Genomic DNA, 15400 nt, shown 5'->3' with positions numbered 1-15400 from the left:
AAATTAAATCTCTGCAACAATGACCCCCATAAAAAAAGCCGTCCTGTATAATCAGGACGGCTTTTTTATTAACCGGCAGAACGTTTGATGCCACTTTGCTGCATCAAATACATTTGATAATATTGTCCCTGTTTCTCCAATAGGGACATATGATTGCCTTGTTCCAATATCTTCCCATGATCCAGGACTAAAATCTGGTCGGCATGCATAATCGTCGAAAGTCGATGTGCAATAACCAATGTTGTCCTTCCCCGTTTCAGAACATCCAAAGCCCGTTGGATAATAGCTTCAGTTTCCGTATCGATATTGGCTGTTGCTTCGTCCAGGATTAGAATCGAAGGATTGAAAGCCAATGCTCTCGCAAATGAGACTAGCTGCCGCTCTCCCATGGAAAGTGTGGATCCGCCTTCCTTAACTGGTTCATCATATTGTTTTGGAAGCTTGGAGATGAATTGATCTGCTCCTACAGCTTGCAATGCCTGGATAGCCATTTCCCGAGAAATATCCGGATTGTTCATCGTCACATTCGTCAAAATAGTGCCTGTGAAAAGGAACGGATCCTGCAGTACGATACCCATACTGCTACGAACATGCTGACGTGACATTTCTTTTGTATCAATACCATCAATCGTTATTTTACCTTTCTGATGATCATAAAACCGGAAAAGTAAATTCATGATTGAACTTTTTCCAGAACCAGTATGACCAACAAAGGCTGCCGTCTGTCCGCTTTTCACCTCAAAGCTAAGATCTTTAAGGACGTAATCTTTGTCATTATAAGCGAAGCTGACATTTTCGAAAGCTATCTCTCCGCGGTTCTTCTCCCGTCTAGCCCCCGAATCTACATCTTCACCCGGCTGATCAAGCAGCTGGAACACCCGGGAAGCAGCAACACGTGCCTGCTCCAGTAGCGGCAGCTGGTTCACAGCATCTGTAACAGGATTAAATAAGCGGTTCAAGTAATCAACAAAAGCATACAGTACGCCGACGGTAACGATTGAGCCACCTGTTACAGCAGCGCCGCCGAAATACCAGATGAATGCAACAAAAGCTAAATTACGAAGAACCGTCACTAAGTTATGCGAGGTTAAAGCGCTAAGCTTCATCAGCTTACGCTGATATGTGAAGTTTCGCGTATTCAGCACTTCGAATTCCACTTTTGTTTCTTTTTCGCGGTTGAACGCCTGGATGATCGGCATGCCCTGGATCGATTCATTTATACTGCCGTTAATCTCACTTACTGTTTTTCGGACGACTTTATTATATTTGGTACCGAAATACTTATATACTTTCATCCAAGCCCAGAAAATAGGAACTACGAGCAAGCAGATAGCAGCAAGCCGAGCATTCAAGAAGAACATCGCAACGAAAATACCGGCCATGTATACGAAACTCGTTACAAAGGTTGCTAGTACCCTTTCATATAAATCACGGATTGCCTCCGTATCATTGGTGATTCTAGCTACGATTGTACCGGCTGGCCGATCCACATAATAATTGATCGGAACACGCTGTGTGTGGGCAAAAATGTCATTCCGCATCGTGCGGACAATTTTATTGGAAGCCTGTTGGAGCAGGAATGTCTTCCAAAACTGGAATATAGCTGCGATAAATAGAAGCGCTGCGTAGATAATCAAAAGGATGATAATCGGCTGGAACTGTGGACTAAAAAATTCATACAGTTCACTAGCTGAAAGTCTTGTACCTTCCGCTTCTTCTATCCCTCCAGGACTATCAACCATGATCATTCCATCCTCAAATGATCTGGAACCATCCAGAGGCAAAACATTATCCGTAAAATAAAACTGCCTGCCAATCTGCAATATCGTTGCTTCTCCAACTGCATCTTCTTTCGTTTGTATTTCATCAGACCGTACATAGGTCTTTCCTTCATAATCCACTGTTTTATCGGTTTTACCTTCGACCTCGTACCAAGTAGCTTCGATACCAAGGATGTGATGATCTATAATTCTAGCTGCAATTAAAGGTCCTGCCAGCTCCAATACTACTGCAATCAGCAGACAGACAAGACCGATATTGATGGTCTTTTTATTGCTTATAGCGTATCGGAACAGTCTTCGTTCCGTCGTGTTTTTCTTCATGAGGAGATAACCTCCTTATCCTCTAGCTGCTGCAAATAATACTGACTTGCATACCAGCCGTTTGCGGCTAAAAGTTCTTCATGCGTACCCTGTTCGATAATCCCGCCAGCATCCAGCACGATAATCTGTTCCGCGTGCTTAACGGCCGAAAGACGGTGAGCTGCAATGATTGTTGTTTTATCCTGGCGCTCTGTTTTCAAATGCTCGATAATATTCGCTTCGGTCTTGCCGTCGACCGCACTCATCGAATCATCTAGGATTAATACTTCCGGATTTTTTACAAAGGCACGCGCCAGTGCTACGCGCTGCTTCTGGCCTCCAGAAAGTGTTACGCCGCTCTCGCCCACTTTTGTATCCAGACCTTCTGGCAAGCTCTGAATATCTGTAAGAAAGTGCGCGAGTTCCATTACGCGGAATATCTCTTCATCTGTTGCATCATGTTTGCCATATTGGATGTTCTCCCTAATCGACTTAGAGAAGAGAATCTGTTCCTGCGGCACATAACCAATCCAGCTGCGTGTCCTTTCCAATGTAAACTGCTCAATCGGCGTACCTCCAAGGAGCAATCGACCTTCTCCTGGGGGATATTGCCGAAGCAGCTGCTTGAATAGCGTCGACTTTCCGGCACCAGTCTTTCCGACAACACCAAGTGTTGTTCCCTGTTTGATTTCCAAGGTGATGTTATGAAGACGTTCTGTATCATTCCCTGGATAGCGGAAGCTCACAGAATCGAAAACGATATCCCCTGGCTTTTCCTTGTCAGCGGGCCTTCCAGGATCTGTTACATCGGCCGGATAATCGAGTGTCGTATTGACACGGTCCAGGGAAGCATTCCCACGCTGCAGCACATTAATCAGTTCCCCAACTGCAAACATCGGCCAAATAAGCATGCCGAGATACATATTAAATGACACTAAGTTTCCTAATGTGATTTCATTACGAAAGACGAGCAAGGCGCCATAGCCGATACCAATTGTGTAGGAAAGTCCAACAAGGATTTTCATTGTCGGCTCGAACAAGGCATCTATCTTGGCAACCTTTATATTTTTTTGATAGACATCCTCCGTCATATCTTGGAATCGCTGCTCATCTTGTTTTTCTTGGACAAACGCCCGGGTGACACGAATGCCACGGATTGATTCCAACACTTCATTATTCAGATTGCCGAAAGCTTCCTGAGCTTCTGTGAAACGCTCATTGATTGCTTCTCCGTATTTATGCATTACGATAGCCATGATAGGCATCGGGATAAGAGCGACTAAAGTCAGCTCCCAGCTGATCGAAAATCCCATGATTCCGATGATCATCAGCATGAAAATACTCGAGTCAACTAAGGTTAGTACCCCGAAGCCGCTTGTCATGTAAATGGCCCTTAAATCATTTGTTCCTTGAGCCATCAAATCACCTACTTTTTTCTTGTCAAAGAACGTAGGTGTCATACGGAAGAAATGTCCCATCAGCTTGGAACGCATCAATCTCTCCAGAATTGCGGAACCGCTGAACAGTGTATAATCCCATACATAGGAAATCACGTAGTGTAAGACGATCAGCACTGTAAACAAACCGATAACTTGCCAAAGCCTCTCCGATGTAAGCGAGTTATAATTAATCTCATCAATTGTCTGCCCGATCAGCATCGGCGGTATTAACCCGATTAAGCTTGCTATAATAAGTGCGATAATTGCAACCGTATATCGCTTCCAATATTTCAGGAAAAACCAATCTAACTTCTTCAACACATCAAACATACTTTCCCCAACCTTCTCTATCGAATTTGTCTCAGCCGTTCAGCTAGCCATCATCATTCCAATCTTCTCCCCATTGTTTGGTCTGAACGTTCAGCATAAGCTTTCCTCCTTGTTTTCTAGTTATGATAAAAAGCCGAGGGAACTCCGACTTGTATCAAAAATCCCTTGAATTTGCGCATAAAAAAAACGCGCACGCCCGCAGACGTACACGTTCTTAGAAGTAAGCAGCAAGCGATATGCGGCAGACTCCGTCCAGATAAAGTTATCTCTGTAAAGATTCCGAACAAAGGAGGAGCTGCCCATTATGAAATTGGCTGAAAAAAGCTATTTTCCGGTTATTCATTTTGGGTTCCTCCTTTCCAATTGTTATTTTATGCATAATAAGTATATACATACCGGTTTAAAAAGGTCAACGTAATTTTCAAATAATTTGATCAATAAGCAATATGTAAACATTTGTCCTGATATGGTAAACTAGAGAAGATAACTAAAAAAGGAGTGTCACGATCTATGTTATTAGATGACATCTTGGTTCATAACCAAAAATTCGTAGAAGACAAAGCATATGCACAGTATGAAACAGACAAGTTTCCTTCCAAGAAAGCTGTTATTCTAACTTGTATGGATGCCCGCTTACTTGAATTGCTGCCAAAAGCAGTTAATTTGAAGAATGGAGATGCAAAAATCATTCAGAATGCTGGCGCAATGCTTGTTGACACTTCTGACAGTGCCATGAAAAGTATTTTAGTAGCCATTCATGCCTTAAAGGGCGAAGAAGTCTTCGTAATAGGTCACAAAGACTGCGGTATGCATCATCTGCACGGCTCTGACATGCTGGATCAAATCAGCAAACAAGGTGGAGATGTTGAGACGTATTTGCGTCAATCGTCCAGCGAAGATATTGCAAATACATGGTTCGATGGATTCAATAGCGTGGAGGAGTCAGTAGAAAGCAGTGCCTCCTTAATTGCTAATCATCCATTGCTTCCAAAACAGGTACCAGTGCATGCGCTCGTAATTGATCCTGCAACCGGTGAACTGACTGTCATCCGTAACGGATACGAAAAAACCAACTGACAATTTGTCAGTTGGTTTTTTTTGAATGTTCTTTTATGATTTCAATTACACGTTGTTTCGCTTCTTGGCTTTCATAATGACTCATGTTTCGTAAAATTTCATTTTTATGTTCCTTGAGATCCTGTAAATGCTGAATCAAGGTAGCACTTGTTAGATCTTCTTCTTCCAGTACATCAGCATAGCCTTGTTTCTTGAAGGAGCTTGCATTTAGCAACTGATCGCCTCGGCTGGCTTTACGAGATAAAGGAACCAGCAGCATCGGCTTGCGCAGTGCCAAAAATTCGAAAATCGCATTTGAACCTGCTCGTGACAAGACAAAATCAGAAGCTGCAAACAAATCGTTCAGTCCTTCGTTCACATATTCAAATTGTACGTATCCATCTCGCTTGATTGTATCATCCATTTGATTCTTTCCGCAGATATGGACAATCTGAAATTCTTTTAGAAGTGTATCCAAGCTGGAACGAACAGCTTCGTTAATCACTTGGGAACCACCGCTTCCTCCCATGATGAACAGCACAGCTTTTTCAGGAGAAAAACCGAGTTGCTCCAAACCGACCCGACGATTACCTTGAATTAGCTCATCCCGCACAACTGCTCCAACCCATTCTGCTTTCTTAGCAGAAACATGTGATATCGTTTCTGCAAATGTCGTCACGATCTTCTTTGCGAATGGCATTGCAAGCTTATTCGCAAGTCCCGGTGTGATATCTGATTCATGAATGACAGCTGGAATATGACGGAGCCATGATGCAAACAAGACCGGCACCGAAACGAATCCACCTTTGGAGAAGATCACATGTGGTTTCACTTTCCCCATGATTCGATACGCCTGCATCGTACCTTTCATTACTTTGAAAGGATCTTTGAAATTCTCTTTAGACATATACCTTCTCAGTTTTCCTGTTGAGATACTATGATAGGTCACGCCTTCCATCGGTTCAATCAGGTCACGCTCTATTCCATTTTTTGAACCAATGTAATCGATCTTCCACCCTTCCTGCCTGAATACAGGAATCAAGGCCACGTTCACGATTACATGGCCGGCAGTGCCGCCCCCCGTAAATAGAATCCGTTTTTCCTTCATGTTGTAAATCCTTCCCTTTCCCATTAAAGCACTTCTCTATTTAATATATCTGTAATTTATTTGTAATATAAACGAAACATTTTATCGCCTTCTCTATCCTAAAGTATATCACAAAAAAAAGAAAGGGCTTTTTGGCATATGACTAATATATGCTTTTTCAAGCCCATTCTTTCCAAAAAAACAGAAAAAACAGCAGTGAAAACACTGCTGTTCAGACAGGAACTTCTGCTTCTTCGTTCGAGAAGAAGCGATGCATTGCATAGAAGACATCAGTTTTCTTTCGCAGTACATAATAACGAAATTTCGGATGTTCCATCTTACGGAAAATCTGCATCAACGTAGAATGACGGTTATACTGGTTGACCTCTCCGTAGCCAAACATACTTGATTTCTCGATAAGCTGATTGATTAAACCAATACAGCGGCTATTATCAGAAGTGAGGTTGTCGCCATCTGAAAAATGGAACGGATAAATATTATAAGCCGATGGTGGATACTTCTCGTCTATTAACTGTAATGCTTTCCTGTAAGCTGAGGAGCAGATTGTACCGCCGCTTTCTCCTTTAGAGAAAAAGGACTCTTCATCGACAACATTCGCTTCAGTATGATGGGCAATAAACTCGATTTCGACTGTTTCGTATTTCGTTCGCAGAAATCTTGTCATCCAAAAGAAGAAGCTTCTTGCAACATATTTCTCCCAATTCCCCATACTGCCGCTCGTATCAAGCATAGCAAGTACGACAGCCTTCGAATCCGGTTTTTCAATCGCGTCCCATGTTTTGTAGCGTACATCTTCCGGATAAATAGGAGCAAATCCTGCAGTGCCACTTAAAGCATTTCGTTTGAACGCCTCCAGCATTGTTCGTTTTTTGTCGATATTACCGACAAGTCCTGTTTTACGGATATCATGAAACGCAATATCCGTTACAATCATTTGTTGTTCATCTTTTTGCTCTAGATTCGGCAGCTCCAGCTGACTGTAGAAATTCTCTTCCAGTTCTTCAAAAGATACTTCCGCTTCGTAATAGTCCTGACCTGGCTGATCCCCAGCTTCACCTTGCCCCTTACCCGGCGCTTTTTGCTGGCCGCCGGCACGCCCCAGCACATCTCCGACTTTACTACCGCCTTTTCCTTGGCCAGCATGCTTATTCTTGTCTTGACTATAGCGGATTTTGTATTCATCCAATGATCTAATCGGTATCTTGATCAGATCTTTTCCATTAGACATGATAATATTTTCTTCTGTGATCAAATCGGGCAGCTTGTTCTTCAATACTTCCTGGACCTTCTCCTGATGCCGCTTTTGATCATCATATCCTTTTCGATGGAGGGACCAGTCTTCTTCTGACACTGCAAAATGATTGGAATCGGTCATTCGCCAGCCTCCTTAAGATAATTAGTCTATCTTATGCGGAAGTACTGGTATTGATTAAACAAACTATAGAAAACTGTTAAATTATCTGAAAATTCCGCGAGAACGGATGTTTACGGTAATATGCGGAACGATTTTTATCTCTTTAAAATCCTTTTCCCAATCGAGCTTCTTCCAATAGGATGGATAATGCCCATTTATATTTCGGCCTATTCCGAATACATCGCTATTTGCATCCTGGATAGTTCTGAGCGTTTCATTTGCCTGGTCGGTGAGGGCTTGCTCTAATTTTTTCTTCACCTCAGGTAAATCCGCCAGAGCGAGATGGTCCTGTGGATATTCTTGAATCATTACAGTCAGATCCAATGTAATATCAGTCCTCACTTTGTTCTGTTTATCTGGCTTAGATTTGATTTTACTAGAAAAATCTTCAATATTAATGGTCGTATAGTTATCTGGTTCCGGTTTCTTCCCATCAAAAATTTTGGCGGTGATTCGTGCCACTTTCCCTTTTTGTTTCTTCATCAGCACAAAAAGAGTTGTATGGTCGAACGAAATATCTTTACCGGTATAACTAGAATCGTGGAATAGTGCCAGCCCTTCAAAGGACACAGTCTTTCCGCTATCTCCAACCTGCAGCAGAGGCAAGACGAAGTCTTCCCCCTCTTCATATAGTTCTGATCCAATAGCTTGCAAGCTGGTCTCGAGCGAGTTAGTGGTTTCCACTTCCGAATCAACTATTCCTTCTATATATTCACTCGGACGCATCTCTGATTTTGGCACTACTTTTAGAGCTTGTTCTGCACTGCCCTTCACTACCGCTGGCACGACATCCAGATGCATCCTAGGATCACGGTAATAAGCATCGACATACGGGTAAATATCCTGTTTGGCAAGATTTGATCCAAACAATAAGACATCTAGCTGCGCTGGACTATAGGTGGACGATAATCGTCTATCGATATTTGTTCTCGCTTCAGTAGGTGTATTTCCTATAGCAGTAAGAAATTGCGTTGATTCTTGACCTGGTCCTTGCGCACTGTTTTGTACATTAGGTATAAGAATCGTATTCGTATAGACGCCGTCTTCTGTCATATCATACGCCGCCGTGATACCGAGCTTCACTTCCTTGAATTCACGCGTATCCCAGCATCCAGACAAAATCAGTGTGCAGCTTAACAATATAATGCTTAGCTTTTTCATTGTGCTGCCTCCTTTTGCTTATCCTTTCGGCGCAGGAAAGATAGCAGGAATAATAGAACTGGAATGAGTACAGTGAAGTATTCCGTTATCTTATCTTGGAAATCAATAACCACTCTGAAATTTTCCTCATTCAGTCCACTCCAATAAGAAACCGCCAGCACGATAATGGAAGTCGTATAGACATTCAGCATCTTTTTCTTAGGCATCGGAATTTTAGCAAACGCTCTTTCTGCACCATACAAATACGCAGCAAAAGCCGTCATGGCAAAAACCGTCCACAATGAAAGGACAAAGATATCGATTCTTGTGATAATGACAGAATCAGCAGTGCGAAGCATATAAAGAACCGGCTGAGACACATGATCAATCTGATCAGATCCGAAATGAGCAAAAGACACAATAACTGTATATAGATAGAAAAAGATTACGATTAAGTTGGCACCGACCAATGTTCGGGCTTTCTTTTTATAGGAGCCTTGTGCATAAGGCAGAAATAGCAATAGCAATACATAACTGCTAAGAGAATAGAGAGTAACACGTATTCCTTCTATATAACCGGAAAAGGAAGCCTGACCTATTGGAAGCATATAAATGAATTTAGCATCTACAAATCCAAACAGGAATAATACGGAAATAAGGAACAAGATTACGGCGAAAAAGGTGAATACCTTAGCTATGAGCGTCACTCCCCCCGAAATGGTGTAGAGTGCACAAATAAGCATTAATACGTATAACACAAGAATCGGTGTCTCCGGAAGCAGCCATTCGTTGATTAATTCGCCGAAGGATGTGAGAAGGTAGATCGCAACAACAAGAAAATAAACATAATAGCCAAACCCCGCCACACTTCCTAATTTTCTACCAAAAATGCTTTTCAGGATATCGAATAGACCTTCTCCCGGAAAGCACCTGCTAATATGCACTATCATCAGTACAAAGAAAATAGAAATCACACCGCCGATAAGTAACGTAATCCAGCCATCTGCACCCACTTCTCTATGGAGCACTGTCGAGAGATTCAGGATATCAACACCTATTTGACTCTGGATAAAGATATAAGCAAGCTGAGATAAAGTAATCTTTTGTTGTGTGTCACTTTTTGCCATTTTCATCACTCAGTTCATTAGACTTGTATGGACGTGGTGATCCTAACTGCTCGGGCCGGCGTTTCATTAAAAATTGCGGGACTCGTATTACAGTATCTTTCAAATCTCGGAATTGGATTGGTGTAAAGTAGCTAAGTCCCAATGATTCCACCCGGCACAGATGAATCAGAACCATCAGTAAACCGAAAGCAATACCGATGAAGCCGAGTACAGAGCTAAGGATGATCAGCGGGAAAGTCAGTATCCGCAACGAATCGCTCATTTCATTAGATGGCACAACAAATGAAGCCAGGGATGTGAGAGCAATAACGATTACCATCAAATTGGAGACCAATCCAGCTGTCACTATCGCATCACCGATAACAAGACCGCCAACAATACCGATTGTTGAACCGATCGGAGACGGCAGCCTAATACCGGATTCCCTAATCAGTTCTATGACAATTACCATTAATATTGCTTCTACAATAGGCGGGTAAGCAATATCCCTAATAGCTCCTAGAACCGGGGAGATGAGTGCTTCCGGAATAACTTCAAAATGAAAGCCAACTACTGCAATATAGAAGGAAGGCAGCGTAATAGCCAAGATAAAACTGAACAAACGAATCAAACGGATGTAAGTCGCAACGAGCCAGCGCGTATTATAATCATCCGGCGATTGATAGAAAGCATAAAATGTAACCGGTGCAATCAGACATGTAGGATTGTTCGCAAATAAAATAGCAATCCTTCCCTCCATGAGCTGCGAAACAGTTTTATCCGGCCTTTCCGTACTCAAGAATTGCGGAAAAATACTATAAGTGCGATCCTCGATATATTCACTGAACGCCCCTGCGCTTAATAGTGCATCACTGCTGATATTTTTCACCCTTGTTTCCAGTTCCTTCACTACTCCTGGATTGACTATGCCCTCTACATAAACTAAAGCAATTTCAGACTCTGTATAATCGCCAACCGTCTGTTTTTTTATTGTTAGACTGCGATGCTGAATACGGCGCCGAATGAGGTTGATATTCTGCTTGATATCCTCATTAAATCCATCATGCGATCCTTTGATGACCTTTTCATTCATCGGCTCCATGATAGCCCGGGTTACGTTTTGCTGGACATCGAAAAGATAGAAAGTAGCATTCCCCTCAACCATATAGACGGCCTTACCTGCAAGAAGTGAGGATACTGCTTTATTAAGATCATCGTTTTCTTCCCGATCTTTTATTCTTTGAATATCTCCATTCATTTCCATTAGCGGAACAAAGATATATCGCTGCATCTTATCGGGATCTGTAATGTCATCCAAGTAAACCAAAGCTTGTTTATTACCTGGAAGCAGCCGTACTTTTAAATCGGTAGAATTACTTAATTCTTCCTGAATATACCGTATGTTCTTCTCTAGTGAAGCTGTGGATTGATGCGGCGGCATCTTGTCTTCTCGTATGACTTTTTCTTGTGCTGACTGGTTCTTCTTTTGTTTAAAAAAACTCATGGCGACGCACCTTTCCAGTTTCATTTTTGTTAGTTTGTACAGGTGCAGGAAAGATATGTAGAAAAAAGCACGTAAAAAAACCACCCTCATAAGAGGGCGGTTCGTATGGCTTAACCTTCCAAAAGGAGATCGTACGGATCTTCAAGCAATTGCTTGATACGTACAAGGAACTGGACCGCATCTTTTCCATCTACAATACGGTGATCGTAAGACAATGCAAGGTACATCATCGGACGAATCTGAATTGTATCATCCGGCATGGCAATCGGACGTTTCTGGATCGTATGCATTCCCAGGATACCAACTTGCGGTGTGTTCAGAATCGGTGTGGAAACGAGTGAACCGAAGATACCGCCATTTGTGATGGTGAATGAACCTCCGTTCAATTCATCCAAGCTAAGCTCTTTGTTACGAGCTTTCTTGCCTAAACGGGATATCTCACTTTCAATACCAGCAAAGTCGAGTCGATCAGCATCGCGGACGACTGGAACGACTAGTCCATCATCGGTCGATACAGCAATACCAACATCGTAGAATTTCTTCAGAACAATTTCAGTATCCTGAATTTCTGCATTGATGTAAGGGAATTCCTTCAATGCACCGACAACTGCTTTCGTGAAGAAGGACATAAATCCAAGCTTCACATCATGTTTTTCAAGGAATTTATCCTTCCGTTCACTGCGAAGCTGCATGACTGCTGTCATGTCGACTTCGTTGAAAGTGGTAAGCATTGCAGATGTGTGCTGCGCTTCCACCAGCCTCTTAGCAATTGTCTGACGACGGCGAGTCATTTTTACGCGCTCGACTGGTTTTTCAAATTCTGTCTTTGCCGATTGCTTCGATTTATCATCTTTGGCCTGTTTGGCAGGCTTTTCTTTCGGTTTCGCTGCTTGCTCGACATCTTCTGGTCGAACTCTGCCAAAAGGATCTCGTGCTGAGATTTCATCTAGGCTGATACCTAGTTCACGAGCACGTTTACGAGCTGCAGGAGTTGCTAGCGTATTTTTAGCTGCAGCAGGTTCAGCTGCTTCGACTTTTGTCTCTTTCTTCTTCTCCTCAGCCGGAGCTTCTGCTACAGCTGCCGCTTCTGCTTTCGTCTCTTCGGCTGCAGATGTATCCGCTTCGCCCCCTGCTTCCCCATTCTCGTCAACAGTAGCAATGATATCGCCTACTTCCACATCATCGCCAGCTTCCTTTAACAGTTCTTTCACGACACCGCTATATTCCGCATTCACTTCCACATTTACCTTATCTGTTTCCAATTCGAGAACAGGATCTCCTTTCTCAACATGGTCACCTGGATTGACTAACCACTCGGAGATTGTTCCCTCTGTAATTGATTCTGCCAGCTCTGGTACTTTTAGTTCCTTCATACGCTAACTCCTCCCTTGGACAGCTTTAAGGCTTGGTTGATGATCTGCTTCTGTTCTGTTTTATGGACAGCAGGCTTTCCTACTGCAGGTGATGCACGATCCGGACGGCCAATATATTCAAGTGTCTGATCTTCTGAAAGAATTGCTTCAATTCTGTCACGGACAAATGTCCAGGCTCCCATATTACGTGGTTCTTCCTGCACCCATCTCACTTCACTAATAGAAGGGTAGTCTTCTAGGATTTGCTTGATTTTCTGGGCAGGGAATGGATAAAGCTGCTCCAGACGGACGATATGAAGTTCTTCAAATGCACCCGCTTCTTTTTCCATTGCTTCTTCCAGATCCACCATCACTTTCCCGCTTCCTAATACGAGTGTTTTAGCGGTGTCAGATGTCGCCTCGTTGTTTGGCTGAACACGCAGAGACGAGAAGCTTCCTTCTGTGAATTCTTCCAGCTTACTTGCCAGACGAGCACTTCGCATTAAGCTTTTCGGCGTCATGAGTACAAGAGGTCTTGCCTCTTCCCTTCCACCGAGTTTCGCTTGTCTGCGCAGCAGGTGAAATAGCTGGGCGGAACTTGTCACATTCGCGATAATCAAATTATTTTCTGCTGCAAGCTGAAGGAACCTTTCAACCCGACCGCTTGAATGCTCCGGTCCTTGTCCTTCATATCCATGCGGCAGCAGCATAGCCATATTGGACTTTTCACCCCATTTAGCACGGCCAGCTGCAATAAACTGATCGAAAAGAACCTGTCCTGTATTAGCAAAGTCACCGAATTGCGCTTCCCAAAGTACGAAAGCATTTGGATTGTGTACACTATAACCATACTCGAAGCCGATAACACCAGCTTCTGATAGCGGACTATTATGAAGAGCAAATGATTTTGCTTCATCTAATCCATGCAGAGGTGAATACGTCGCGTCTGTTTCGACGTCATGCAGCACGGCATGTCGATGGGCAAATGTGCCTCGTTCTGAATCCTGACCCGTCAGACGTATTGGCGTGCCTTCCTGCAAGATGCTGGCATAAGCCAGAATCTCACCGACAGCCCAGTCTGCTTTGCCTTCTTCTTCGAAAGCCTGGTGCCGTTTCGAAATAATCTTGATTAACTTCTTAAAGACTTGGAATCCTTCCGGCCTTTTCTGAAGCTGTCTATTAAGGGAGAACAGTGTATCTGCTGGGACACTAGTTTTGATATTGGGCAGATCACATTTCAAAGCTTCCGGTTCTGGTTTCGGCAGCTTTTCCTTCACATCTTCTTCCTTCATATTTTGGAAGATATCCTTCAGATGTTCACCGACTTGCGCACTAAGAGAGTCGTAGCCTTCTTGCCCTGTGATGACTTTTTCTTCTTCCAGTTTCACAGAGAAGATTTTCGCTACCGTATCATGTGCATCGATATCCTGATAAAGGATCGGCTGTGTCGAACGTGGTTCATCCATCTCGTTATGTCCATATCGGCGGTAGCCGACAAGATCAATCAAGATACTCTTATGGAAACGCTGGCGGTAACGGAAAGCAAGCAATGCTGCTGCCACGCATGCAAGCGGGTCATCAGCGTTCACATGAACAATTGGAATTTCGAAACCTTTTGCTAAATCACTTGCGTATCGGGTAGAACGTCCATCCCGGCGATTCGTTGTAAAGCCGACCTGGTTGTTTGCGATAATATGAACCGAACCAGCAGTCGAATAACCCGGTAAATCACCTAGGTTAAGTGTTTCAGCTACAACTCCTTCCCCGATAAAGGCAGCATCTCCATGGATTAGGATACTAAGCGCTTTTGATGGGTCTTGATCCGGATACCCTGCTTGTGAGGTATTATCCTGCGCCGCTCTTGTAAATCCCTCTACGATCGGATTCACAAATTCCAAGTGGGACGGGTTGTTGGCCAATGTGATGGTTGTATGCTTCTCTTGCCCTTCATGATGTTCTGCTACAGCTCCGAAATGGTACTTCACATCACCAGTCCAGCCGCCATGCAGCCCTCCTGATCCTTCTGAAGGAAGCAATTCTTTCTCACCCGTATGATTGAATTCAGAGAAGATAAGATCGAAAGGTTTGCCTAATACATGTGCCAGTACAGATAGCCTACCTCTATGTGCCATACCAAGCATCACTTCAGCTGTATCAGCCAGGCACGCTTCTTTAATGATAGAATCCAACATCGGAACCATCGCTTCGAGACCTTCGATGGAGAAACGCTTCTGACCGACGAATGTACGAGCTAAGAAAGATTCAAAACCTTCTACATCTGTAAGCCGTTTCAAAATTTCCTTTTTATCAGACTCACTCCACCCAGGAATATAGGATGCTGTCTCTATTTGGTCTTGTAGCCATTTTCGCTCTTCATGATTGCCAACATGATCATACTCGAAGGAAGTAGTGCCTGCATACCTTTCCTTCAATAACTGCACGGCATCTAGGGCCGTATGTACATTATTCGGAGCGTCTTCCCACACAAAGCTTGCCGGTATATCCCGCAAGTCGGATTCATTCAGCTGATAATCCTCCATTTTGGTCAGCACCGTAGTTTCCGCATGCTCTCCGCCTACTGGATAAATATCTGCTTCCAAATGTCCATAACGGCGAATTGCTTCTACAAGCTGAATCGCTGCCGTAATTTTCTTAATAGAGGCTTCGGACATTCCTGTTGATGGAGCGTCTTCCCCTTGACGCTGCATTACCCTTGGCTCTCCATGCGTATCGAAAAGTTCCTTTAATGATGCTTCCACTGATTCCGGATCTTGCCTGTATTTGTCGTATTGCTCTTCCACATAACCCATATTCGGTCCATGGAAGTTCTCCCAGAATCTTTCGCTAGATTCCTTTTGTCCCACGACTGT

At 43.4% G+C, this 15400-nt stretch carries 10 protein-coding genes; 1 reads left to right on the top strand and 9 read right to left on the bottom strand.

The features are described from left to right. Positions 1–68 precede the first annotated feature (68 nt). Both CHH58_RS00430 and CHH58_RS00425 read right to left on the bottom strand, forming a co-directional pair. A complete protein-coding gene (locus CHH58_RS00430) occupies positions 69–2102 on the bottom strand; it encodes an ABC transporter ATP-binding protein (protein WP_095261822.1) in 2034 nt (677 codons plus the stop codon). Next, positions 2099–3850, bottom strand: coding sequence for an ABC transporter ATP-binding protein (locus CHH58_RS00425; protein WP_095233145.1), 1752 nt, complete (start codon positions 3848–3850; stop codon positions 2099–2101). Before CHH58_RS00425 ends, CHH58_RS00430 begins: the two co-directional genes overlap by 4 nt. Positions 3851–4360: 510 nt before the next feature. Between CHH58_RS00425 and CHH58_RS00420 the strand changes: the two genes are divergently transcribed. Then, positions 4361–4927: a beta-class carbonic anhydrase gene (locus CHH58_RS00420; protein ID WP_095234647.1), complete on the top strand. Its 567-nt coding sequence runs from the start codon at positions 4361–4363 to the stop codon at positions 4925–4927. Between the two features lie 7 nt (positions 4928–4934). On the opposite strand, the gene CHH58_RS00415 is transcribed toward CHH58_RS00420, so the two are convergent. From CHH58_RS00415 to CHH58_RS00385, 7 genes are all read right to left on the bottom strand, one after another. Then, positions 4935–6014: an undecaprenyldiphospho-muramoylpentapeptide beta-N-acetylglucosaminyltransferase gene (locus CHH58_RS00415; RefSeq protein ID WP_095233193.1), complete on the bottom strand. Its 1080-nt coding sequence runs from the start codon at positions 6012–6014 to the stop codon at positions 4935–4937. Between the two features lie 211 nt (positions 6015–6225). Continuing rightward, the gene (gene yhbH, locus CHH58_RS00410; RefSeq protein ID WP_095229723.1) at positions 6226–7389 is read right to left on the bottom strand and encodes a sporulation protein YhbH; all 1164 of its coding nucleotides are present in this window, start codon (positions 7387–7389) and stop codon (positions 6226–6228) included. 81 nt (positions 7390–7470) lie between these two features. Further along, positions 7471–8589, bottom strand: coding sequence for a Ger(x)C family spore germination protein (locus tag CHH58_RS00405; RefSeq protein WP_095261821.1), 1119 nt, complete (start codon positions 8587–8589; stop codon positions 7471–7473). Further along, entirely contained in the window at positions 8586–9695 is a 1110-nt protein-coding gene (locus CHH58_RS00400) for a GerAB/ArcD/ProY family transporter (protein WP_170937466.1), read from the bottom strand. The genes CHH58_RS00405 and CHH58_RS00400 overlap by 4 nt, the downstream gene beginning before the upstream one ends. Further along, the gene (locus CHH58_RS00395) at positions 9682–11178 is read right to left on the bottom strand and encodes a spore germination protein (RefSeq protein ID WP_170937465.1); all 1497 of its coding nucleotides are present in this window, start codon (positions 11176–11178) and stop codon (positions 9682–9684) included. The genes CHH58_RS00400 and CHH58_RS00395 overlap by 14 nt, the downstream gene beginning before the upstream one ends. A 110-nt stretch (positions 11179–11288) precedes the next feature. Continuing rightward, on the bottom strand, positions 11289–12551 hold the full coding sequence (gene odhB, locus CHH58_RS00390) for a 2-oxoglutarate dehydrogenase complex dihydrolipoyllysine-residue succinyltransferase (protein WP_095229715.1): 1263 nt from the start codon (positions 12549–12551) through the stop codon (positions 11289–11291). Further along, the gene (locus tag CHH58_RS00385; protein WP_095229713.1) at positions 12548–15394 is read right to left on the bottom strand and encodes a 2-oxoglutarate dehydrogenase E1 component; all 2847 of its coding nucleotides are present in this window, start codon (positions 15392–15394) and stop codon (positions 12548–12550) included. The genes odhB and CHH58_RS00385 overlap by 4 nt, the downstream gene beginning before the upstream one ends. Positions 15395–15400: the final 6 nt, after the last annotated feature.

Source organism: Terribacillus saccharophilus, from assembly GCF_002272745.1.
Lineage (GTDB): Bacteria > Bacillota > Bacilli > Bacillales > Amphibacillaceae > Terribacillus > Terribacillus saccharophilus_B.
Note: the sequence above shows the minus strand (reverse complement) of the source record. Positions and strands in the feature narration are given on the sequence as shown.

Bases quoted from the DNA above. Each gene is read 5' to 3' on its own strand.
- CHH58_RS00430 (WP_095261822.1), bottom strand. From the start codon at position 2,102: ATGAAGAAAAACACGACGGAACGAAGACTGTTCCGATACGCTATAAGC.
- odhB (WP_095229715.1), bottom strand. From the start codon at position 12,551: ATGAAGGAACTAAAAGTACCAGAGCTGGCAGAATCAATTACAGAGGGA.
- CHH58_RS00405 (WP_095261821.1), bottom strand. From the start codon at position 8,589: ATGAAAAAGCTAAGCATTATATTGTTAAGCTGCACACTGATTTTGTCT.
- CHH58_RS00415 (WP_095233193.1), bottom strand. From the start codon at position 6,014: ATGAAGGAAAAACGGATTCTATTTACGGGGGGCGGCACTGCCGGCCAT.
- CHH58_RS00395 (WP_170937465.1), bottom strand. From the start codon at position 11,178: ATGAGTTTTTTTAAACAAAAGAAGAACCAGTCAGCACAAGAAAAAGTC.
- yhbH (WP_095229723.1), bottom strand. From the start codon at position 7,389: ATGACCGATTCCAATCATTTTGCAGTGTCAGAAGAAGACTGGTCCCTC.
- CHH58_RS00400 (WP_170937466.1), bottom strand. From the start codon at position 9,695: ATGGCAAAAAGTGACACACAACAAAAGATTACTTTATCTCAGCTTGCT.
- CHH58_RS00420 (WP_095234647.1), top strand. From the start codon at position 4,361: ATGTTATTAGATGACATCTTGGTTCATAACCAAAAATTCGTAGAAGAC.
- CHH58_RS00425 (WP_095233145.1), bottom strand. From the start codon at position 3,850: ATGTTTGATGTGTTGAAGAAGTTAGATTGGTTTTTCCTGAAATATTGG.